General features: G+C 54.1%; 25 protein-coding genes and 1 pseudogene. 23 read left to right on the top strand and 3 right to left on the bottom strand.

The features are described 5' to 3' along the window. Position 1: 1 nt before the first annotated feature. From ACN0RL_RS01485 to ACN0RL_RS01390, 20 genes are all read left to right on the top strand, one after another. Complete coding sequence (locus tag ACN0RL_RS01485) at positions 2 to 3,031, top strand: EAL domain-containing protein (RefSeq protein ID WP_417512964.1); 3,030 nt, start codon at positions 2 to 4, stop codon at positions 3,029 to 3,031. A gap of 79 nt (positions 3,032 to 3,110) precedes the next feature. Further along, complete coding sequence (locus ACN0RL_RS01480; RefSeq protein WP_417512962.1) at positions 3,111 to 3,950, top strand: MOSC domain-containing protein; 840 nt, start codon at positions 3,111 to 3,113, stop codon at positions 3,948 to 3,950. A 197-nt stretch (positions 3,951 to 4,147) separates the two neighbouring features. Beyond that, on the top strand, positions 4,148 to 5,059 hold the full coding sequence (locus tag ACN0RL_RS01475; RefSeq protein ID WP_417512960.1) for an urease accessory protein UreD: 912 nt from the start codon (positions 4,148 to 4,150) through the stop codon (positions 5,057 to 5,059). A gap of 29 nt (positions 5,060 to 5,088) precedes the next feature. Continuing rightward, the gene (gene ureA / locus ACN0RL_RS01470) at positions 5,089 to 5,391 is read left to right on the top strand and encodes an urease subunit gamma (RefSeq protein ID WP_417512958.1); all 303 of its coding nucleotides are present in this window, start codon (positions 5,089 to 5,091) and stop codon (positions 5,389 to 5,391) included. Between the two features lie 10 nt (positions 5,392 to 5,401). Continuing rightward, complete coding sequence (locus ACN0RL_RS01465) at positions 5,402 to 5,719, top strand: urease subunit beta (RefSeq protein ID WP_417512956.1); 318 nt, start codon at positions 5,402 to 5,404, stop codon at positions 5,717 to 5,719. 150 nt (positions 5,720 to 5,869) lie between these two features. Beyond that, a complete protein-coding gene (ureC, locus tag ACN0RL_RS01460) occupies positions 5,870 to 7,573 on the top strand; it encodes an urease subunit alpha (RefSeq protein WP_417512954.1) in 1,704 nt (567 codons plus the stop codon). Positions 7,574 to 7,593: 20 nt separating this feature from the next. After that, entirely contained in the window at positions 7,594 to 8,082 is a 489-nt protein-coding gene (ureE, locus tag ACN0RL_RS01455; RefSeq protein WP_417512952.1) for an urease accessory protein UreE, read from the top strand. Beyond that, the gene (locus tag ACN0RL_RS01450; RefSeq protein WP_417512950.1) at positions 8,066 to 8,767 is read left to right on the top strand and encodes an urease accessory protein UreF; all 702 of its coding nucleotides are present in this window, start codon (positions 8,066 to 8,068) and stop codon (positions 8,765 to 8,767) included. Before ureE ends, ACN0RL_RS01450 begins: the two co-directional genes overlap by 17 nt. 168 nt (positions 8,768 to 8,935) lie before the next feature. Then, positions 8,936 to 9,574, top strand: coding sequence for an urease accessory protein UreG (ureG, locus tag ACN0RL_RS01445; protein ID WP_417512948.1), 639 nt, complete (start codon positions 8,936 to 8,938; stop codon positions 9,572 to 9,574). A 42-nt stretch (positions 9,575 to 9,616) separates the two neighbouring features. Continuing rightward, entirely contained in the window at positions 9,617 to 10,195 is a 579-nt protein-coding gene (locus tag ACN0RL_RS01440) for a HupE/UreJ family protein (RefSeq protein ID WP_417512946.1), read from the top strand. 177 nt (positions 10,196 to 10,372) lie between these two features. Beyond that, a complete protein-coding gene (locus ACN0RL_RS01435) occupies positions 10,373 to 10,645 on the top strand; it encodes a hypothetical protein (protein WP_417512944.1) in 273 nt (90 codons plus the stop codon). A 116-nt stretch (positions 10,646 to 10,761) separates the two neighbouring features. Further along, entirely contained in the window at positions 10,762 to 11,418 is a 657-nt protein-coding gene (locus ACN0RL_RS01430) for a DUF262 domain-containing protein (RefSeq protein WP_417512942.1), read from the top strand. Between the two features lie 90 nt (positions 11,419 to 11,508). Beyond that, entirely contained in the window at positions 11,509 to 11,865 is a 357-nt protein-coding gene (locus ACN0RL_RS01425) for a hypothetical protein (protein WP_417512940.1), read from the top strand. Then, positions 11,862 to 12,509, top strand: a complete 648-nt coding sequence (locus tag ACN0RL_RS01420; RefSeq protein WP_417512938.1) for an MAE_28990/MAE_18760 family HEPN-like nuclease — start codon at positions 11,862 to 11,864, stop codon at positions 12,507 to 12,509. Before ACN0RL_RS01425 ends, ACN0RL_RS01420 begins: the two co-directional genes overlap by 4 nt. A gap of 24 nt (positions 12,510 to 12,533) precedes the next feature. Then, positions 12,534 to 12,842, top strand: a complete 309-nt coding sequence (locus tag ACN0RL_RS01415) for a hypothetical protein (RefSeq protein ID WP_417512936.1) — start codon at positions 12,534 to 12,536, stop codon at positions 12,840 to 12,842. An 84-nt stretch (positions 12,843 to 12,926) separates the two neighbouring features. Beyond that, entirely contained in the window at positions 12,927 to 13,727 is an 801-nt protein-coding gene (locus ACN0RL_RS01410) for an HNH endonuclease (protein ID WP_417512934.1), read from the top strand. Between the two features lie 54 nt (positions 13,728 to 13,781). Then, a complete protein-coding gene (locus ACN0RL_RS01405) occupies positions 13,782 to 14,327 on the top strand; it encodes a PIN domain-containing protein (RefSeq protein WP_417512932.1) in 546 nt (181 codons plus the stop codon). A 60-nt stretch (positions 14,328 to 14,387) separates the two neighbouring features. Beyond that, positions 14,388 to 14,867 carry a hypothetical protein gene (locus ACN0RL_RS01400; RefSeq protein WP_417512930.1) on the top strand — a complete coding sequence of 160 codons (480 nt, stop codon included), beginning with the start codon at positions 14,388 to 14,390 and terminating at the stop codon, positions 14,865 to 14,867. A 137-nt stretch (positions 14,868 to 15,004) separates the two neighbouring features. After that, positions 15,005 to 16,057, top strand: a complete 1,053-nt coding sequence (locus ACN0RL_RS01395) for a nuclease-related domain-containing protein (protein WP_417512928.1) — start codon at positions 15,005 to 15,007, stop codon at positions 16,055 to 16,057. Further along, positions 16,054 to 16,695, top strand: a complete 642-nt coding sequence (locus ACN0RL_RS01390; protein WP_417512926.1) for a DUF1294 domain-containing protein — start codon at positions 16,054 to 16,056, stop codon at positions 16,693 to 16,695. The genes ACN0RL_RS01395 and ACN0RL_RS01390 overlap by 4 nt, the downstream gene beginning before the upstream one ends. A 139-nt stretch (positions 16,696 to 16,834) precedes the next feature. Here the strand turns inward: ACN0RL_RS01390 and ACN0RL_RS01385 are convergent, their stop codons facing one another. Continuing rightward, the gene (locus tag ACN0RL_RS01385) at positions 16,835 to 17,266 is read right to left on the bottom strand and encodes a tautomerase family protein (RefSeq protein WP_417512924.1); all 432 of its coding nucleotides are present in this window, start codon (positions 17,264 to 17,266) and stop codon (positions 16,835 to 16,837) included. Between the two features lie 242 nt (positions 17,267 to 17,508). Here ACN0RL_RS01385 and ACN0RL_RS01380 point away from each other — a divergent pair, with 242 nt between their 5' ends. From ACN0RL_RS01380 to ACN0RL_RS01370, 3 genes are all read left to right on the top strand, one after another. Further along, entirely contained in the window at positions 17,509 to 18,399 is an 891-nt protein-coding gene (locus ACN0RL_RS01380) for an alpha/beta hydrolase (RefSeq protein WP_417512922.1), read from the top strand. 93 nt (positions 18,400 to 18,492) lie between these two features. Further along, on the top strand, positions 18,493 to 19,278 hold the full coding sequence (locus tag ACN0RL_RS01375) for a hypothetical protein (protein ID WP_417512920.1): 786 nt from the start codon (positions 18,493 to 18,495) through the stop codon (positions 19,276 to 19,278). Between the two features lie 57 nt (positions 19,279 to 19,335). Then, complete coding sequence (locus ACN0RL_RS01370; RefSeq protein WP_417512918.1) at positions 19,336 to 19,758, top strand: DUF4174 domain-containing protein; 423 nt, start codon at positions 19,336 to 19,338, stop codon at positions 19,756 to 19,758. A 20-nt stretch (positions 19,759 to 19,778) separates the two neighbouring features. Here ACN0RL_RS01370 and ACN0RL_RS01365 read toward each other — a convergent pair whose 3' ends face one another. Continuing rightward, a complete protein-coding gene (locus ACN0RL_RS01365) occupies positions 19,779 to 20,102 on the bottom strand; it encodes a thioredoxin family protein (protein WP_417512916.1) in 324 nt (107 codons plus the stop codon). 21 nt (positions 20,103 to 20,123) lie between these two features. Further along, positions 20,124 to 20,538: pseudogene (locus ACN0RL_RS01360) on the bottom strand (arginine N-succinyltransferase); the annotation flags it as partial.

Raw genomic sequence — 20,538 nt, 5'->3', positions numbered from 1 at the left:
TATGCCAAGGATAAGCTATCCAGACAATATTCCTGCGATAGGTTCACAAGGCGCATACAGACGTATCATCAGTTGTGTTGGCTGGGTGCTCATCATAATCAGTTCCCTGGTTATGCTGTCATGGGGTTTGGATATCGATGTGGGGAAGCGCCTGCACCCCGCTTTTCAATCAATGAAGTTCAATACTGCATTTTGCTTCCTCGTCTGCGGCCTTCTTTTCCAGCGTCAATCACGGCTTGGTGAGAATTCGGCGTGGGACTCCATGGTTGCATGCCTGGGTTTTTTTCTTCTTGTAGTGTCAGGCCTCACGCTGGTGCAGTACTGGCCCGGTTGGCAGTTGGGCATTGATAATCTTGTGGTTCAGGACAGGGATACGCTTCCAGAAGAATGGCCGGGGCGCATGTCGGCCGGCACGGCGCTTTGTTTCAGCCTGGTGGGCGTTGCGTGGCTGGTCAGTGTTACGTCGTTACGCCACTCCATAATCGTACAGCAACTCCTTGCCCTGGCCGTGATCGTAATCAGCGGTGTGGCGCTGATCGGATATATTTTTGGCGTGCAGCGGTTCACGCTGCCTTTATTTTCCACCATGGCTCTGCACACGGCAGCTATGTTCGTGATCTGTGGTGCCGGCGTGCTCCTGCTAAGGCCTCACGCAGGCATGATGAGTTCCGCCGCGAGTGCTTACATTGGTGGACGTTCCCTAAGGCGCCTGCTGCCCTATATCGTGATTACGCCCCTGCTTACTGGCTGGCTGAGTATGAAAGGCGTTGTAGCTGGTTGCTATACAGAGGCATTCGGCTTTGCACTGAACAGCCTCTCCAGCATCCTGGTGCTTGGTTTTGTCGGTTGGCGCGCCGCAGATGCGCTTAACCGCGAGGAGGAACGTTTCCGCTTGACGATTGATTCCTCACCTGTGGCCACAATCATGGTTGACACTAGTGGCATTATCCGAATCGCAAACCAACTCTCGCACTCGTTGTTCCTGTACCCGCAAGGTCAGTTGGTGGGCAGATCGTTAGAACTGTTGATTCCCGAACGGTTTCGCCAGGGCCATGTAGGGTTTCGCCGCGACTTCCAGCGTGGCCCGGAACAGCGAATGATGGGAGCAGGTCGTGATTTATTTGCCGTTCGCCAGGATGGCACAGAGTTTCCGGCGGAAATTGCACTGAACCCTGTGCAGGTAGCCGATGGTCGCTTTGTTATGGCGGCTATTGTGGATATAACGGAGCGTGTGGAGGCTGAGCTTAAATTATTGCGACTCAACCGTATTCATAAAGTTCTGAGTGGTATCAACACCCTGATCGTGCGCGTGCAGACAAGGGATGCGCTGTACGAAGAAGCCACCCGGATTACGGTGGAAGAGGGTGACCTGCCCGCCGCCTGGGTAGTGAAGCGCGACAGGGTATCCGGGGAGTGCCAGGTTCTGTATGCGCATGCCGCCGACGAGCAGCTCCAGGCTCGGGAGCTGTCTGAGTTTGAAGTGAACACAATCTGCGAATGCCTGCAGGATCACCGGGTCGCTATTCGTAGCGATTTGGCGGAGCACTGCAACAACGTCGAATGTATGGGGCTGGCTGGGCTCGGTGTACGTGCGCTTGCCGCTTTTCCGCTGACCGCGCGGGGCAGCGCTCAGGGGGTGGCATTAGTTCTCTATCGGTATGAGCCGTTCTCTTTCGATGAAGTGGAAATGAAGCTGCTCCATGAGGTTGCTGGCGATATCGCATTCGCGATCGATAATCTGGATAAAAACCAACGCCTGGAGTACCTGACTCACTTCGACAGTGTTACAGATCTTCCAAATCGCCTGTTGCTGACCGACCGGCTTCAGCAGGCCATTTTTCAGGCCGACAGCCATCAAGGCATTGTCAGCATTCTGTATGTGGATATCGATCGCTTCAAACAGGTTAACGACAGCCTTGGGCACACCGGCGGTGATGACGTGCTCCGGCAGGTGGCGCAGAGGATAAGCAAATGCGTAGAGAAGGCCGATACGGTATCCCGCTGGGGCGGCGATGAATTCATTGTTCTGCTTCCTGGAAAGAGTGCCGCAGAAGTTTCTGAGATTGCCGCCTGCATAGCCGTCGAATTGCACTCAGTGATTGCGATGAAAGACGGCCGTGAACTGTTTGTCTCATGCAGCATGGGCATCGCGGAGTACCCGCGCAGTGGGCGGGATATGGATGCGATGATCGTCAGCGCGAGAAGCGCTATGGCTTCCATCAAGGAGCGTGGGGGTAATGATTATCAACACTTCAATCCTGTAAATGCTGAAATCCCCGACGACAGATTGGCACTGGAGACCTCACTAAGGCACGCCCTCGGGCGGGACCAGTTCCAGCTGTATTATCAGCAACAGATCGACATAGCCTCGGGGCAGATTGTGGGGCTGGAAGCTCTTTTGCGCTGGCATCATCCTGCACAAGGGATAGTCGCTCCAGATCGCTTTATTCCTTTGGCTGAAAAGACAGGGTTAATCATACCTATCGGCGAATGGGTGCTTCGCGAAGCCTGTCGCCAGGGGGCTGCCGTGCCAGGCGTGAAAATAGCAGTAAACCTGTCTGCCCGGCAGTTCCACCAGAATAATATCGTTGCCATTGTTCGGGAAGTTCTGGTTGAAACCGGTATGCCACCGAATGATTTGGAGCTGGAGATCACAGAAAGCGCCCTGATGTATGACGTTGAAGCCGCCATTGCCACGATGATGGAGTTAATCGGCATAGGCGTGAGTATATCCCTGGACGACTTTGGTACCGGCTATTCCAGCCTGAGCTATCTCAAGCGCTTCCCGATCGATACGCTGAAGATCGATAAATCCTTTATTACAGAAGTCACTACCGACCCGGGCAGCAAAGTGATCGTCAATACCATTATTGCAATGGCTCACAGTCTTGGGCTGAAAGTCATCGCGGAAGGTGTGGAGACTGAAGAGCAGCTGGCGATGCTGCGCGAACGTGGCTGTGACCAGGCCCAGGGTTACCTGTTTGCCCGACCGCAACCTTTCGAGAAAGCGATTGATGCAACAAGGCTTTGAGCGGCCCTACGTTCTCCGACGTATAGACGCCCGTACACCTCGGCAATACCTTTAAACGGTATTCTCAGAGGTAACTGTAATGAAAATTGGTACGATCGAATCGATTTGGCGCTACCCCGTAAAGGGCATGGCTGGTGAAAATCTGGGAACCTGTGCTCTTGATTCGCATGGTTTAGCGGGTGATCGCACCTGGGCCGTGCAGGACGTAAAGCGCCAGGAGATCCAGAGTTGCAAGTTCCGCCCGAACCTCCTTCAGTGCCGTGCCCGCACGCGGAGCGAGCATGTTGAGATCGCCTTTCCTGATGGCCAAACGCTTCGATGCGATCACCCCCAGGCCAGTGCCAGGGTGTCTGCCCTTATTGGCCATGAGAGCCTGTTGCAGTCACTGCGCGCAGATGCAGGTGATGACTTTTATCGCCGTTACAAAGCCGATGATCACACCTGGCTTGATGAGTTGAAAGCCACCTTTGCACGAGAAGAAGGCGAGCCACTGCCTGATCTGGACAACCTGCCGCAGTCCATGCAGGACTTCGTGTCTGTTAGGGGCACGTTCTTTCTGGTGTCGCCGTTTCATATCCTGACCACAGCCAGCCTGGCTTACATGAAGCAGCAGAATCCGGAGGCCGATTGGCATCTGGAGCGCTTTCGCCCCAACCTGATGATTGAAACCTTGCCGGGAATCGAGGGCCTGGCCGAACAGGACTGGATTGGTAAAACCCTGAAAATCGGCGAGCTCAGGATCGAATGCGACGGTCCTGCACCACGTTGCGGTGCGGTTACCCGGCAGCAGAGCGACTTTGGTGCAGATACCGGTTTGCTGCGGAGTATTGTTCGACACGCGGACCAGAACCTTGGGATATACGGAAACGTTATGAACTCGGGCCTGGTAAGTGTTGGCGACGATGTTGTACTGATCTGAGCGCACCATATCGGCGCACTCCGGTTTTGTCCGCACTGATTTGGGGTTCTGCAGCCCGGAATAGATCATCATGACTCGTTCATTTTTTTCATAACTAACTGAAATTAATACTGGTTTTTCTGGTCTGGAACGACTGATGCAAAGTAGGAAGCGTTCATGGTGAACGGCGCAACCCACTTTTAAAAGCATCTCGTGGTATGACAGCTTTCCAACGACTAGAACCTTTCCTCCAGCGTGAGCCTACGTCGGGCCACCGCTTTGATCTGGAGCGGCGCTGGGCCGCCGGTTTGTCACTCGGATTTGAAGCGAGAGACGCAGTAAATGGTGCGCCCGTTACCCGTCTGGTTCGCCGAAAACACCATGGCCCGTTAAGAGTGCAGCGGCCCTTTTATCCGGAAGGGCGTAATGGCTGCTGCCACGTTTACCTGTTGCACCCGCCCGGCGGGCTGGTGAGCGGTGACGAACTCCGCATTGAAGCCACGGTCGGTGAGCGCGCTCATGTACTGCTAACCACACCGGCCGCCGCCAAACTCTACAAAGCCGACAGCCACGGCGTCGCCTGGGGGCAGCACACCCGCCTTCAGGTGGCAAGAAACGGCATTCTTGAATACCTGCCACAAGAAACCATTGCCTTCGACGGCTCCCGCGGTAAACAGAGCACCACCATCGAACTGGAAACCGGCGCCAAATGCATCGGCTGGGAAATCCTTGCCCTTGGGCGCCCGGCTAGCGATTTGCCGTTTGTGTCCGGTCATCTGGAGCAGAGTTTCCGGTTGCAGATGAATGGTCGTCCTCTCTGGCTCGAACGCCAGCCCATGGACCCCACGCACAGCCGCTTCAAAGGCCATTGGGGCCAGGGCGGCGCCACCGTACAGGCCACCCTGTGGGTTGTGGGGCTGGAAGACGAAGCCGCGGCTATCGAAGAACTCAGAGAAAACCTGCCAGCTAACCAACGCTGGGCCGTCACCTGTCGCCGTGGCGTGTTGCTGCTGCGCTATCTGGGGCAGGAAAGAAACGAAGCCTGGGCGCTATGCCAGCAAGCCTGGGAACTGCTCAGACCAAGGCTCACCGGCCAGCCAGCCAGCGTTCCCCGCATCTGGCTGACCTGAACACTAATTGGATAGCGGAGTGAAAGACCATGGAATTGACGCCCAGAGACAAAGACAAATTGATGCTGTTCACCGCCGCGCTGCTGGCCGAACGCCGCAAAGCCCGAGGCCTGAAACTGAATTACCCGGAGGCCATCGCCCTGATCAGCGCTGAAATCATGGAAGGTGCCAGAGCAGGGCATTCCGTTGCGGAACTGATGAGCAGTGGCGCAGAGATTCTGACCCGCGCCGACGTGATGGACGGCATCGCCGACATGATCCCGGAAGTGCAGGTCGAAGCCACCTTCCCGGACGGCACCAAGCTCGTCACCGTTCACAATCCGATTGTATGAGGTGTGCCCCATGATTCCCGGTGAATACCAACTTAAAGACGGCGATATAGAACTCTGCGAAGGCCGCGAACGAATCACCGTTGACGTGGCCAACACCGGCGATCGCCCGGTTCAGATTGGCTCTCACTACCACTTCGCCGAAGCCAACCCGGCGCTGGTTTTCGATCGGTCCAAGGCCAGGGGCTATCGCCTGGACGTCGCCGCCGGCACCGCAATCCGCTTCGAGCCCGGCCAAAGCCGCGAAGTCACCCTTATTCCGTTCAGCGGCAGTCGGGAGATTTATGGCTTCCGAGCCGAAGTGATGGGCAGCTTGGATGCCACCAAATGATGCTGGGGGAGCAAGTGGGAATGACTTTCCAAAACTGTGCGGAGCCATGGATGGCGGAGCCCAAGCGTCACATGGATGTGCCGCAAGGAGCGTGTTTTGGAAAGTCATTCCTACTTGCTCCTGCACCCAAGCCAACGAATGAGGGATAGCATGAAAATCACAAGGCAGGCATACGCCGACATGTACGGCCCCACCGTTGGCGACCGCGTGCGGCTGGGCGATACCGAACTCTGGATTGAAGTCGAGAAAGATCACACCCACTACGGCGACGAAGTAAAATTCGGCGGCGGCAAGGTTATTCGAGATGGCATGGGCCAGAGCCAGCGCGCGGATGCCAGTGTGATGGACACCGTTATCACCAACGCTCTGATTCTTGACTGGTGGGGCATCGTTAAAGCTGACGTTGGCCTGCAAAACGGCCGCATCGCCGCTATTGGCAAAGCCGGCAACCCCGATACCCAGCCAGACGTAACTATCGTGATCGGCCCCGGCACCGAAATCATCGCCGGCGAAGGCAAAATCCTCACTGCAGGAGGTATCGACTCCCACATCCACTTCATCTGCCCGCAACAGGTCGAAGAAGCCCTCATGAGCGGCGTGACTACCATGCTAGGCGGCGGCACCGGCCCGGCTACCGGCACCAACGCCACCACCTGTACACCAGGAGCCTGGCACATGGGTAAAATGCTGCAGGCGGTGGACAGCCTGCCCATGAACATCGGCTTTCTGGGTAAAGGCAACGCCAGCCTGCCCGAGGCCCTGGAACTTCAAATAAAAGCCGGTGCCATCGGCCTGAAACTGCACGAAGACTGGGGCACCACCCCGGCCAGCATCGACAACTGCCTCACCGTGGCCGACAAATACGACGTGCAGGTCGCCATCCACACCGACACCCTGAACGAATCCGGCTTCGTGGAAGACACGCTTGCCGCGTTCAAAGACCGCTGCATCCACACCTACCACACCGAAGGCGCAGGCGGCGGCCACGCGCCGGACATCATCACTGCTTGCTCCAAACCCTACGTACTGCCGTCGTCTACCAATCCCACGCGACCCTACACCGTGAACACCATCGACGAACACCTCGACATGCTGATGGTGTGCCACCACCTGGACCCGAACATCCCTGAAGACGTCGCCTTCGCCGACTCCCGCATTCGCCGCGAGACCATTGCTGCTGAAGATATCCTGCACGACCTGGGCGTGATCTCCATGATCGCCTCCGATTCCCAGGCCATGGGCCGGGTGGGGGAAGTGGTGTGCCGCACCTGGCAAACCGCCCATAAAATGAAACAGCAGCGCGGCCTGCTGCCAGAGGACGAAAGCCTGGGTGCCGACAACTTCCGCGCCAAACGCTACATCGCCAAGTACACCATCAACCCCGCCATTACCCACGGTATTGGCCACGAAGTGGGCTCGATAGAAGTGGGCAAGCTGGCGGACCTGGTGTTGTGGAACCCGGCGTTTTTCGGCGTAAAGCCCGCCCTGATCCTGAAAGGCGGCATGATTGCCGCTGCGCCCATGGGCGATCCCAACGCCTCCATCCCCACGCCACAGCCGGTGCATTACCGGCTGATGTTTGGCGCCTTCGGCAAAGCCGCCAGTGCCACGCGCCTGACGTTCGTAAGCCAGGCCGCGCTGGATGCGGGCATTGGCAAAGAACTGGGCCTGGACAGCCCGCTGGCGGCCTGCAAGAACGTGCGGCAGGTGCGCAAGAGCGACATGAAACTGAACGACGCCTGCCCGCACATCACCGTAGACCCGCAAACCTACGAAGTGCATGCAGACGGCGAACTGCTGACCTGCGAGCCGGCCACTGAACTGCCGCTGGCCCAGCGCTACCACCTGTTCTGAGCCGGAAACCGGAGAACCTTATGTTGGAACTGATTAAACGCATCACAAACGTGGACGTCACTGAAATCCACGACAACCTGACGTTGCCCTACGAACTGCGTATGCGGGGGCGGTTGCGAGCCACTACGGAAACCAGCCAGGACGTTGGCCTGTTCCTGGATCGCGGCCCGGTATTACGCGATGGCGACCTGCTGCAAGCCAGAACCGGCGAGATTATCCGTGTCCGCGCAGCGGATGAGCCCGTAGTGACCGCCCATATCAAAGCCGGCCTGCCGCTGGCGCGTTTGTGCTATCACCTGGGTAACCGCCACGTTGCCCTCGCCATCGGTGAGAATAAACAGGGCGGTTGGGTTCGCTTTCCGCCAGACCACGTGCTGGAAGAGCTGGCCGAGCACCTGGGCGCCGTGCTTAGTCGCCATACAGCGCCTTTTGATCCTGAACCGGGCGCCTACGCGCAGGCCGGGCGGGCTTCCGGCCATCATGGGCATGGCCATGCTCACGCCCATTAACAGCCCCGCTGCCGCATCGAGCGACCTGGCCTTGCTGGGCCTGATGCAACTGGTCAGCCCCGCGCTGCCCATCGGGGCGTTTGCCTGGTCGCAAGGGCTGGAAAGTGCCTTTGAGCTGGGTTGGGTAGAAAACGAAGCCGGCTTACAGAAATGGCTGGAAGGCGTTCTGGAAGATGGCCTGAGCCGGTGCGAGTTGCCTTTGCTGGTGCGCCTGCAAAGTGCCTGGGCTGCCGGAGACGCCGAAGCCATCGCCCAGTGGAACGACTGGCTGCACGCCACCCGGGAAACCGCAGAATTGAGTGACGAAGACACCCGCCTCGGCGCGGCGCTCGTCACCCTGTTGCGCAACCTTGGCCTGCTGCCGGATGCGAGCCTGATTCCAGGCGAGCCCGGTTACATCACCATGTTCGCCTGGGTGGCCCATCACCGGAATGTACCCGAGCGCCAGACCCTGCTCGGTTTTGCCTGGGCCTGGCTGGAAAACCAGCTGTCGGTTGCCTGCAAAGCGCTGCCCCTTGGCCACACCGCCGCCCAGCGCGTCACCGAACACATGCGCCCCTTATTGGTAACTGCTGTAGAAATTGCACTGCAGCGGGATGATGAAGAACTCGGCCCCATTCTGCCCGGCCTGGCTCTCGGCAGCGCCTTACACGAAACCCAGTATTCGCGGCTTTTCAGAAGCTGAAACATAAAGACATTTGCTCTGAACTTAGGAGCGGCGGTCAGTAAGTCCTTCCGGGACTGTCTGCAGCATGGATGCTGCAGTCAAGCGTACAGGGATGTATTTACAGCGTGTCCCGGAAGGACTTAATGATCGACGCAGACGCGGAGTGTTACGAAAGAGGATAAAGCTATGAAACATTGTTTGAGAGTTGGAGTCGGTGGCCCGGTAGGCTCCGGCAAAACCGCCTTGCTGCGCCAGTTGTGCAAGGCCCTGAAAGACCACTACGACATCGCCGTAGTCACCAACGACATCTACACCCGTGAAGACGCCGACTTCCTGCTGAAGCACGACGCCCTGCCAGCCGACCGCATCCTAGGCGTGGAAACCGGCGGTTGCCCGCACACCGCCATCCGCGAAGATGCCTCCATGAACCTGGCAGCCATCGACGACCTGCAAAGCCGCCACCCCAACCTGGAACTGGTGCTGGTGGAATCCGGTGGCGACAACCTTTCGGCCACCTTCAGCCCGGAACTGAGCGACCTCACGCTTTACGTGATCGACGTATCCGCCGGCGACAAGATCCCCCGCAAAGGCGGCCCCGGCATCACCAAATCCGACCTGCTGATCATCAACAAGATCGACATTGCCGAACAGGTGCACGCCTCCCTCGACGTGATGGAGCGGGACAGTAAGAAAATGCGTGGCGAACGCCCCTTCGTGTTCACCAACCTGTACGACGGGGTAGGGCTGGAAACCATCATCAGCTTCATCCTTGAACGCGGAATGCTGCCGGAACGACGCCCTGCAAAGCTTGCTGAAACCGCCTGAAGGTTCAGTAAAAAGACCCAATTGAAAACCTGGAGATACACCATGAAAGCAATCACCCGACTACTCATCACCAGCGGCCTGATGATTACCGCAACAGCCGCCTCTGCCCACCCCGGCCACGACGCAGGCACCGGCTTCGCCAGCGGCCTGTTACATCCCATGCTTGGCCTGGACCACCTGTTGGCCATGGCCGCAATTGGTTTCTGGAGCGTGCGCCAGTCCGCCACCATGAAAAACAGCACACCCCTGTTCGTCATCGGCGGCATGATCCTCGGCGCAGCCATTTCCTGGGGCGGACTGAACCTGCCGGGCGTTGAAACCGGCATTGCCTTCTCTGTGCTGCTGGTGGGGATTTTGATTGCCACCATGGCCAAACTGCCGACCGCTGTGGGTGGTTCACTGGTTGGAGCGTTCATGGTGTTTCATGGATTTGCGCATGGCACTGAAATGCCGGCAGGCGCCGCGCTAGTGGCTTATCTGGCTGGGTTCTCCATCGCCACACTGGCGCTTACGTTTGTGGGCCGGGGGCTTGGTGCTTTGATGCAGAAAACCGATAACCGCTTTGGCCGAGTGCTGGGTGGTGTGGTTGCTGCTACGGGAGCTTTTCTGGCTGCTGCGTAATGGCTTTGATTTAGAAAACAGAGTCAAAAGAGGAAGCTGTGCGGGCTGACCGCACAGCTTTTTTTTGGCATAACAATATGTGTTTCTGTAATAGGGGCAGACAGAATGCGCTGAGATGGTATATCTTCAGTAGTAGAACAACAAAGAAAAAGCTCTGACTGTTATGGATGACGGCCGATGGACACATCAGTACTGACACCGCATTTATTCGATCTCTCATTTTTCATAATGCATACTCTGCTGGCAATCACCTTATACGCGCGCTGCTTCAATGGCGATCCGGAAGGCTTGATCGTTAGGGTTTTTTCGAGCCGGTTTTGCGGGAGAAAATCAGGTGAGTTAAGGGGGGAAGCGATGTCAGTGCTTCGTTATTTCAATAATGAAGACGTCAAATTATTACATGACGTGCAAGGTTTCTTCGTTTCTAGTCGGCTGATTTTAAGTGCTTAATTTAAACTTTTGCACGTTGGGGTATGCGGGTTTCGCGACGGTCAGTTTTTTGGTAATCACGAAGCGCGCTATCTAATCAATGTTACGCAAAAAAACTGAAAAATCGGGGAGGAGCTATGGGGCTAGAAGCAGAGATTAAAAATGCAAGAAAAGAAATTGTATCTGATGGATACGATATGTCTGTGGGGGAGGTGATCAACCTCTACAAAGACAGCGAGCTAAAAATAAATCCCGAGTTTCAGAGACTCTTTCGGTGGGACGATACTAGAAAGACCCGGTTCATTGAGTCTATCTTGCTAGGTATTCCAATTCCTCCGATATTCGTTTTCCAAGGCGAGGATGGAGGTTGGGAGCTGATTGATGGTTTACAGCGATTATCGACGATATTGGAATTCGTCGGAATACTCATCGATCCTGAGGGGAAAAGCGTGGAACCCAGTACGCTGGAGGGCACAAATTTTCTCCCGAGCCTCGCCAACAAACGTTGGCAGGTCTGGGCGGAAGGGGACGAGGCCATAGATAAGCCGATGCAGCTCCAAATTAAGAGGGCGAGATTACGAGTCGAGATACTCCTCAAAGAAAGCGATGAAAACGCTAAGTTCGAGCTCTTCCAACGACTAAACACGGGCGGAGCGCATCTGTCTGAGCAAGAAGTCCGCAATTGTGTGGCAGTAATGGTCAATTTGGAGTTCTATAAGCTTCTTAAAGCGCTTTCTGGATACGAACCTTTCGTTGCAACAACTAATCAGACTAATAACGCTTTGGAAAAGTAGGCTGGACTAGAACTGGTTTTAAGGTTCTTCGCCTTCAGAAACAGCCCCTACGAGAAGGGGTTAGACGTTCACGAATATCTTGACAAAGCTTTGATTGAAATATCCAAAAGCAAGAGTATCGATTGGGGAAAAGAGCAATCCTGCTTTGAAGGGACATTTGACTTGCTTAATGATGCGCTAGGCGAAAATGCTTTTAAAAGGTGGGATGGCAACTCGTTTGGCGGAAAATTTCTAATGTCTTTGTATGAAACTATCGCCTTTGGAGTTTCCCAAAATATTGCAGATTACGAATCCATGGGGACGGATGAAAGGCGAAATACTATTGCAAAGAAAGCACAGGAACTTTGGGAACATCCGATCTTTGAAAAGAACTCTGGAGCGGGTGTAAGAGGTACATCACGATTGTCCAATCTATTGCCGATGGCCGAGGACTTTTTTAGGCCATGACCAAAATAAGAACGATCAACGACCTACAAAACCTATTGGATCAGGAACTGTCTTGGAGGTTCAAAGAAATCGCAAGCCTGAAGTTGCTCGTTAGGCGGTCTGAGAAACTAGCCAGCTCCACAGCCGTAAGGGCTGCAATCCCATTACTGTATGGTCACTGGGAAGGTTTTATAAAAAACTCTGCAACATTCTATTTACGGTTCGTCAACGGGCAATCCCTGAAGTACTCTGAATTGGCAAGTTGTTTCGTAGTTTTTGGTCTTAAGAAGAAGATCAATGATATTGACTCCTCCAAGGCATCAGAAACTTCGATCGCTGCTGTCGAATTCCTTATGAATGAACTGAGCCAGACTGCAAACATGAAAATAGATTCTGCCATCAGAACAGAATTTAATCTTAGCTCAAAAGTTTTCGTGAATATCCTTAGTTCGATCGGGTTCGGTACCGAAGGTTATGAAGCGAGGTTTAACTTGATCGACGAAAGCCTTTTAAAGCGTAGGAATTATATCGCCCACGGCGAGTACCTCGACGTAGAGGCTGATGGTTTCAGGGAGTTAGCAGATGAGATTCTTAATATGTTGAGGTGGTTCAAAACTGATATAGAAAATGCGGCATCACTCGAGCAGTATAGGAAGTCGGCATAGCAAAGAAATTCACACGACGAGCGCGTGATTGCGGCGTTAAGCACTAAGGAGGATCAATTGAGAGAGCCGGAATACACCTGCCCAATTTGCGCTGCTGAGCTCACGTTCTTTTCTCGATATCCGAATTACGTTTGTGATTCCTGCGTTGCCAAGGCGACGGATGAAAGTGGCCGCGCTTTGAAGTTTTTCAACACTGGTATGCATGGTGGTTTCAAGTCTGTCTTTGCAGATACAAATGAGGAGCGTGAAGGCCATATTTGCTTTATCGAGGGTGTCAAGTGTTATGCGGACGAGGCGCGAATGGGAGGTATCGTTGTGGAGCTTCATGCTTAACAAGCCGCTTAAGCATGTTCCCGCCCTATCGGTCGTCCATCGGACGCTCTTGGCAGGGCGTTGAATTATACTGGAGGATCGTGTGTGGGTTGGATATTCCAAGGTAATCCAAAAATCTTTGCCATAGAGGAATATCTGGAATCCTATCCAGAACTAATCTACTGGCGAACGCCGAAATATGCTGATCGAATCGCAGTTGGTGACAGGGCATATGTATGGCGATCTGGAGGAGCCGCTGGTGCAATTGCCGTTGGTACCGTCGTTGAAGCGCCAGCGCCAGTCGACGAGCTAAAGCATCCCGATGCGCTTGGAGATGAACTGTGGCTGTCAGGGAATCCAAACTATACAGATCCGCAGACTGGAATTCATATTGACGAGATCAGATTGTCGGGCTCCGCGGGCATGGTTACGCGTGAAAACGCCAAGACGTCAGAAAAGCTATCTAAGTCACTGATTATGAAAATGCCAAGCGGCACTGTTTTTCCTCTTACAGAGGAGGGCAACCAAGAGCTGGAAAGGCTTTGGGGACTCGATCCTAAAACACGGATTAGCGCTCATGCTACAGAGGGAGAGAAAAAGCTGCGGGCGCATTTCCGGCGTGAACGAAGTCGGTTCTTGACCAAGGCCAAATTTAAGGCCGTCATTGATGAATTTGGCCATGTGAGCTGTGAGCTCTGCGGCACGAAAGGCACACCACCTTATCCCCATGAAATGGCCGAACGAATTTTCGAAGTCCATCATCGAATACCTTTAGCCACTGCGGTTGCTCCAGTGAAGACATTGCTTGAGGACCTAGCGGTTGTTTGTGCCAATTGCCATCGGGCGGTCCATAGTACTTCCGATGTAGAAGGTAATTTTTCTAAACTGAAATCTTTATGCCGTTGAAACATAGGAAAACAGGGACAGATTTATTTTTGAACCGACATAGGAAGTTGAGTAATGAAATGGGCTTTCATCGACTACGAAAATGTAGGAAATCTTGGAAAGGTTAATCTCTCAGAGTATGAGCGGGTCATCGTGTTCCTTGGTGCCAAGCAGCCCAAGCTGGACTTCACGGACACGAAGTACGATGAACCGATCAATATAGTGGTCGTTCAGTTAAAGGCCACTCAGGCGAATAACCTTGATTTCCATCTTGCCTACTACCTCGGAAAATTCGATGCCCAGGCCGATCGGAATGTTGCGTTTGAGGTGATTAGCAATGATTCGGGCTTTTCGCCGCTGATTGCCCACATCAAGGCCAGTGGACGGGTGTGCAAGCAGGTAAAAATTGCTGGGGCGTCTGGTGATACTCAGAAGTTGATCAAAAATCTGTCTTCAACGCCTAAAGAGAAGCGTCCACAAAAAGTTACTGGCCTTCGTAACCATATCGCCGCCCAACTGCGCCTTCAGGGGAATGAAATGGCCATTCAAAAAGCCCTTAACCAACTGGTGCACGCCAAATTTCTCAAGGTGTCTGATACCGGTGTCGAATACTTGGCCTGATTATTCGGCCCTCAACCATGGTTTATTTTGGAGTATGGAATTTTGGACCCGGTGAGTTTCGTGTTTTCCGCTTACCTCAACACCGTGCAATCGACGGTATCGAATCATTTCAATGAAACCAGAAACCTTCAGGTTACTCCCGTGGTTATCGAATACGAGGGGGTATCGGTTTCGTTCCAGCATCAGCTTTGGAAGGTGCGCTCTGAGAGTGTTTGTGCCAACCATCAGCAAAACCTCAGTCAGTTTTCCAGATGCACTACTACGGCTGCCCGGCTGTTCAATGCGCTGTGTTCGCAATTGAGAACGTCGAGGTCAGACGACTGGCAACAAGCGAAAATCCAGAATATGTACTGCAATGCAGCTGTCTCTTTCAAACCAACGGTTGCCAATATAGGTTCCGCGCCAACGCTTGATCCGCTAGATGAAGCGCGGCAGGCGTGTAATGCAGCGACGGTGGGCGCTATGGGCAATAGCGACCCCAGCTTGGCGAGAGAACGCGATAAGGCTTGTGAGAATTATCGCAAGTTGAAGGAGCAATAGGGAAACCGGATCAGATTTGTTTGCCAGCTTGGGCAGAGCTTGTAATCCGTTACAAAAATCCTAAGGCATCGAGCCGAAGACTGGCTTATGTTCCACGCTGGGTTGGTTCAGGATTGCACAACTAGGATGTCTGAGAAATGGATTTGAGCCCGGCTTTCCAGCCCCTTATTGCTCTACTTTATTATCTGTTAGCTTTATTCATCATTGCCGGCCTGCTCAGATCCCCCTGGCTAAAGGGTAAGTTTGGGGAGTTCCTGGTCAACGTCTCTGCGCGGAGGTACCTGGATAAATCCCGCTACCATCTCATCAAGAATGTGACCCTCCCCACCGAAGATGGCACCACGCAGATCGACCATGTTCTGGTTTCGGAGTTTGGCGTATTCGTTGTCGAGACCAAAAACATGAAGGGCTGGATCTTCGGTGGCTCTCATCAACGTTCCTGGACTCAGAAGATTTACCGTTCCAATCACAAATTCCAGAATCCGCTGCATCAGAACTACAAGCATGTGAAAACTCTGCAGACCCTGCTTGGGTTGGGCGATCACCAGATACATTCATTGGTGGTGTTTGTGGGGGGCAGCACATTCAAAACGCCCATGCCGGAAAATGTCACGCAAGGTCTGGGGTATGTCCGTTATATCAAGTCGAAAACGGATCCTGCTCTAACCCAGCAGGAAGTGGAAGAGGTCAGAGAAAAGATCGCGTCCGGCCGACTAAAGGCATCATTCGCCACCGACCAGGCGCATGCCCGCTACGTGAGGGGGTTGGTGGCCGAGCGTAGTGGTAGTGTGCCCCGTAGCCGGGGACCTGGGCTTCTCAGACCTCTGGTTCTTATAGTATTGATGCTGGGCGCCGGTACGATTGTATTGAACGCGTATTCGGATTTTGTATCAAGTGCGGTGGTAACTGGCACTAAAAGCAACGTTGAGCAACGGGGCGAAGGCGTATCGCAGCGCACTCCACGTCAACCAGAAAGCGAACTCAAAATAGATTCGAGTCCGGTTACGCAAGCGTCCCCCTCAGGGATAGTTACTCCGAATATTCACCAACCGCCCTCTGAACTGTTTCTGGCAGGGCAGGAATGCAACGCCCTTATTGCTGCCGCTATCGGAAATAAGGATCAGCGACTTTTGAGGGACAGGGATAAGGCGTGTGACCGGTATAAGGCCCTGCAAGGAGAAGTGAATTGAATCAGAAAGGATTTCTCACTGTTTGGGATGATGCCAAGGGTTTTGGATTTATTACTCCGGAAGATGGTGGTGAGCGGGTTTTTGCTCATATCAGCAGTTATGCAGGCCGGGGGCGGCCTGTTTCTGATCGCAAGGTGACTTACAGCATCTCGAAGGATGATCACGGCCGGATGAGGGCTGGGCGGTTTCAGTATGCGGGAGCAGCAAAGATTGGCGCCAGTATTGCTCCGGGAGTCTGGATGGCGGCTGTTGTTGTGCTTGCGTTTTTCACCACTCTGGCAGGCTTGTTTCATCGAGGTTACATACCTGTTTCTATCCCGGCTGCTTATGGTGGGGTGAGTCTGGTGTTATTTGTGATGTACTGGTTTGATAAGCGGGCGGCTCAACGGGGAGCACAGCGTACGCCCGAGAACAGGCTGCACTTCTTTGAACTCTGCTGTGGCTGGCCCGGTGCACTTATGGCGCAACAGGTGTTTCGGCATAAAACGCGAAAGGTGAGTTATCAGTTCGTTTTCTGGCTGGCGGTTCTCGCTAATCTGGGCGCTCTTGGCTGGCTGCTTGTCGCCCCGGAAGCGGCCAGTTTGCGGCAGCAATTAGACTTTGATTTGTTGAATTCTTTGCGGCCGCTTATCTGGTAGCTGTCCAATGAAAATAGATCTGTCCCGGTTTTCTCATGAAAATAGATCTGTCCCGGTTTTCTCGGGCTGCAGGACCGGTGGTGACTTGATCCTGTAAAGGTGGTTGTTCTGCAAAACCGGTACAGATCTATTATTGCGGCTATTTGGGTAAGTTGACCCGCTTCTCCGGATTCATTCCCTTTTCCCATTCAGCTTCCTCTCCAGGCGCTGGCAAAAACCGGCCAAACTCGATCATCTGGGTGGCCGGAATGTCCTGCAGATAGATCCAGACATCTTCAGCTGTGATGTCCACTATTTGGGCGATTTCTTCAAGCATTTGGCTCATCAGGGCCTGTTTAATCTCAATGCTTCTGCCCTTCCGCACTAGGCCGTGCACATACACCTGAGGCGCAGTGTTCACTCTGCCACCCACAAAGTGGTCGCCCTCATTGGCCGCAGAAAACAGAACCTGGGCAAAGAACCGTGGAGCGCCGGTTTGGGCGTTGTGGGCCGCTGTGATGGCCTCGGCGATCTGTGATTTCTGCTGCGGCGACAGAGACAGGTTCGCGACCGTGACGGTGTAAGTGGGCATGGGAAACTCCTGCCATGGGTTGTACGTTTGCACTGGATATCGCCACTATGGGAATGAGGCGGGTTTGTTTCACTATAGCAACGCTTATCTGCCTGGCCCCGGCGATTTACGCTACGGATCACTGTGGGGCGGTTGCAGGTAAGTGAAGACGGTGTGGTTGGTGAGATTATTGAACTGCGGGTTAGATCTTGAAGCAATGAGCTATCCTGAGACCCTCGACCTTCAAGCATGAGAGCCAAACAATGATCGAAACGCCCAAGGAATTTCAGAGCGATGGTACGACCTGTCGCGGTGTTCTCTATACGCCGGATGCCGACAGTAAAGGTTTACCGTGTGTCGTCATGGCCCATGGTTTTGGGTTGACTCACGCCAGTGGTCTGGCACCGTTTAAAGAAGCCTTCTGTAATGCGGGTTACGCGGTTTTTTCCTTTGACTACCGCCATTTCGGTGACAGTGATGGTCAGCCACGGCAGACGCTGAGTCCTAGGAAGGAGGTGGCAGATTGGCTGGCGGCACTGAATTTTGCGCGGCAACTCGATTGTGTCGATGGTAGCCGAATTTGCCTGTGGGGAACGTCGTTTTCTGGCGGGCTTGTGATTGCGGCCGCGGCAAAGGATGGAAACGTGCAATGCATCATCTCCCAATGCCCGATGATGGATGGTTTGGCGTCTTTGCTGGGGGTTGTCGGTTATGCCGGCATCATGCAGGCGATGCGCCTGACCTGGCACGGAACGGTCGACTGGCTTCGTCGTGGGCTGGGGATGTCTCCCCGGTTTATTGCGTCGGCCGGTCGCCCCGGCGAGTTGGGCATGATGACTGCTGAGGACTGCCAGGAGGGGTATGTTCCTTTGCTGGCCGATAACGCGTCGAATTACGTCGCAGCGGGTGTGAGTTATGCCATTCCTCTTTTCCGGCCTATCCGTTTGGCCAGTAAAGTCGTCTGCCCGGCACTGGTGTTGATTTGCGACCACGATACGGTTGCACCTCCGAGTGCTGCGGTCAAAGCGGCCGGGAGAATGCAGAACGCGGAAGTGAAGCACTATCCGGTCGGCCATTTTGATGTCTATCGGGGCGAAGCTCTCGATCAGTCCATCGAAGATCAGCTGGATTTCCTGTCCCGGTTTTTACGGTGACAGCGAAAACCGGGACAGGTTTATTTTCCTTATAATGGACACAGGCTTTTCTAGAACAACGCCGGTAGACATTAATTGCGAGGCAGATCTTGGATGAATGGATCATTAGCAGGGGTAATCAATCTGGAGCAGTATCCCTTAGATAACGACATTTTTCGTACTGAGTGTAAGCGCACGCTGGACGAAAATGGGGCGCTGGTCATGCGCAACTTTCTAAAGCCGGCGGCAATCGCGTCTATTCAACGCGAAGGTGAAGAAAACCAACATCGCGCATTCTATACGGTCAATAGCCACAATATTTACCTGACAACATCTGATCCGGAATATCCGGCAGACCATCCTCGTAATCGGGAAGTTTCTTCATCAAAAGGTTGTATCACAACGGATCAAATCCCGGCTGGGTCAGCACTACAAGAGCTCTATGATGCACCTGAGTTTCGTGAGTTTTTGTGCGCCGTGCTTGGTGAAGAAGAGCTACACGAATATGCCGATACCTTGTCATCCATTAACCTCCACTATGCGAGCGAGGGGCAGGAGTTAGGTTGGCATTTTGACAACTCTTCCTTCGCCATCACGTTAATGATTCAGAGCCCCGAAAGCGGAGGTTCATTCGAATATGTGAAGGACGTGCGTGATGCCGATAGCGGCGATATGAACTACGAGCTTTCTGGAAAAATTCTCGCTGGTGAGGTGCCAACGAAAACACTGTCAATGGACGCCGGCGCCCTCGTATTGTTTCGAGGACGCAACTCAATGCATCGTGTCACTCCGGTAGTCGGTAACCGTACCCGCATGCTGGTGGTGCTTGCATACAATACCAAGCCTGGTATATCGCTTTCGGAGCCGGCGCGCATGACGTTCTTCGGGCGGTTAGGGTAAGCATGCAACGGAGAATCGGGGAAAATCTATTTTCTCATGCATTCCGGAGGATCTGATTTGAACAATGGCCGACGGTTTTTGGCAATGCTGCTCGTGCTTATTTCGCTAACGGCTTACGGAGTGGAGATGAACAATCTGGGCGACTATCAATGGAAGAACCGCGTGATCCTGGTTCAGGCAGCGTCAGAAACGGAGGGTGCTGTTGATAGCCTTAGAGATGCCCATGCCGAACTCGATGACCGTGACATTATCTGGTTCGTGAACACCGGGTCCGGTCTGGTCTCAAATCAGGCAAGGGTGTCTGATGGTGTTGCGAATGACGTCAACGAACTGCTTGCAAAGGTCCGTTCTGACGAGCGGGTGCTGCTGATCGGAAAAGACGGCGGGATCAAAAGCCGCGAATCCAGCCTAAACCTCGACGCAATTTTCCGCCGGACCGATGCCATGCCAATGCGCGTTCGTGAGATGCGCACCGATTGAGATAACTGCCAGCGCTGGCCTCAGCGAATTTTTAGCAGTGCATCTTCGATGTCGCTGCTGTCTTCCGGGCGGACGACCCGCGCTATTTCTTCACCATCCTTCATAAAAATCAGGGTCGGCCAGAGCTTAACGCCAAACGTCCGCCCCAATCTGCGGCCTTTGCCATCCTCAGCCTTCACATGCGGAACGTCTGGGTGATTGTCCATTGCTGCCTTGATGTTCGCCTGAGCACCCTGACAGATCCCGCACCAGTTGGTGCCGAATTCGATCACCATTGGGCCCGTGCTCTGGTCCAGCTCATCACGGCTCAGGGTTTCGGGTGTATATCGGCTGGTGTACGACATGGTGTCTCCTTGTTGGGTTATTTATTCCTTAAGCCGGACAAGCAACCGGCCATCCTCAACCTGGATATAATCCACACCCGCTGCAAAGGATTGCCAGAATCCCGGGTTGGCGCCGAACTCGTTAACCAGGTCCACATTTTTGAGGTTACCCAGCCAGGCATTCGGAATGGGCACGCCCATGAGACTGACGCCCTTTAACTTAACCAGGGGGCGACCGTTGGCAAAGGACAATTCCACACCGGCATTTACTCGCAGGGTTCTGCCGCCGAGTACAGGGAAGCCCTCTTCAAGAGGCACCAGAAGGAGGGCGCTCAGCAGATTGTCCGAAAGGTCGACGGCGAGTCTCTGAGCCAGGTCGGTGTTATTGGCCAGCATGCCGTTGAGTTCCCGCTCGCTGAAACGTACCTCCCGGCTGGCGCCTTCTTCACTGTAGGGT

This window comes from Marinobacter sp. (genome assembly GCF_048259445.1).
GTDB lineage: Bacteria > Pseudomonadota > Gammaproteobacteria > Pseudomonadales > Oleiphilaceae > Marinobacter.
Note: the sequence above shows the minus strand (reverse complement) of the source record. Positions and strands in the feature narration are given on the sequence as shown.

What these genes read in the sequence shown, in the direction of transcription:
- ureA (WP_417512958.1), top strand. Translation starts at nt 5,089, where the DNA reads ATGGAATTGACGCCCAGAGACAAAGACAAATTGATGCTGTTCACCGCC.
- ACN0RL_RS01405 (WP_417512932.1), top strand. Translation starts at nt 13,782, where the DNA reads ATGAAATGGGCTTTCATCGACTACGAAAATGTAGGAAATCTTGGAAAG.
- ACN0RL_RS01395 (WP_417512928.1), top strand. Translation starts at nt 15,005, where the DNA reads ATGGATTTGAGCCCGGCTTTCCAGCCCCTTATTGCTCTACTTTATTAT.
- ACN0RL_RS01385 (WP_417512924.1), bottom strand. Translation starts at nt 17,266, where the DNA reads ATGCCCACTTACACCGTCACGGTCGCGAACCTGTCTCTGTCGCCGCAG.
- ACN0RL_RS01440 (WP_417512946.1), top strand. Translation starts at nt 9,617, where the DNA reads ATGAAAGCAATCACCCGACTACTCATCACCAGCGGCCTGATGATTACC.
- ureE (WP_417512952.1), top strand. Translation starts at nt 7,594, where the DNA reads ATGTTGGAACTGATTAAACGCATCACAAACGTGGACGTCACTGAAATC.
- ureC (WP_417512954.1), top strand. Translation starts at nt 5,870, where the DNA reads ATGAAAATCACAAGGCAGGCATACGCCGACATGTACGGCCCCACCGTT.
- ACN0RL_RS01485 (WP_417512964.1), top strand. Translation starts at nt 2, where the DNA reads ATGCCAAGGATAAGCTATCCAGACAATATTCCTGCGATAGGTTCACAA.
- ACN0RL_RS01365 (WP_417512916.1), bottom strand. Translation starts at nt 20,102, where the DNA reads ATGTCGTACACCAGCCGATATACACCCGAAACCCTGAGCCGTGATGAG.
- ACN0RL_RS01420 (WP_417512938.1), top strand. Translation starts at nt 11,862, where the DNA reads ATGACCAAAATAAGAACGATCAACGACCTACAAAACCTATTGGATCAG.
- ACN0RL_RS01480 (WP_417512962.1), top strand. Translation starts at nt 3,111, where the DNA reads ATGAAAATTGGTACGATCGAATCGATTTGGCGCTACCCCGTAAAGGGC.
- ACN0RL_RS01380 (WP_417512922.1), top strand. Translation starts at nt 17,509, where the DNA reads ATGATCGAAACGCCCAAGGAATTTCAGAGCGATGGTACGACCTGTCGC.
- ACN0RL_RS01450 (WP_417512950.1), top strand. Translation starts at nt 8,066, where the DNA reads ATGCTCACGCCCATTAACAGCCCCGCTGCCGCATCGAGCGACCTGGCC.
- ureG (WP_417512948.1), top strand. Translation starts at nt 8,936, where the DNA reads ATGAAACATTGTTTGAGAGTTGGAGTCGGTGGCCCGGTAGGCTCCGGC.
- ACN0RL_RS01465 (WP_417512956.1), top strand. Translation starts at nt 5,402, where the DNA reads ATGATTCCCGGTGAATACCAACTTAAAGACGGCGATATAGAACTCTGC.
- ACN0RL_RS01430 (WP_417512942.1), top strand. Translation starts at nt 10,762, where the DNA reads ATGGGGCTAGAAGCAGAGATTAAAAATGCAAGAAAAGAAATTGTATCT.
- ACN0RL_RS01475 (WP_417512960.1), top strand. Translation starts at nt 4,148, where the DNA reads ATGACAGCTTTCCAACGACTAGAACCTTTCCTCCAGCGTGAGCCTACG.
- ACN0RL_RS01435 (WP_417512944.1), top strand. Translation starts at nt 10,373, where the DNA reads ATGGACACATCAGTACTGACACCGCATTTATTCGATCTCTCATTTTTC.
- ACN0RL_RS01375 (WP_417512920.1), top strand. Translation starts at nt 18,493, where the DNA reads ATGAATGGATCATTAGCAGGGGTAATCAATCTGGAGCAGTATCCCTTA.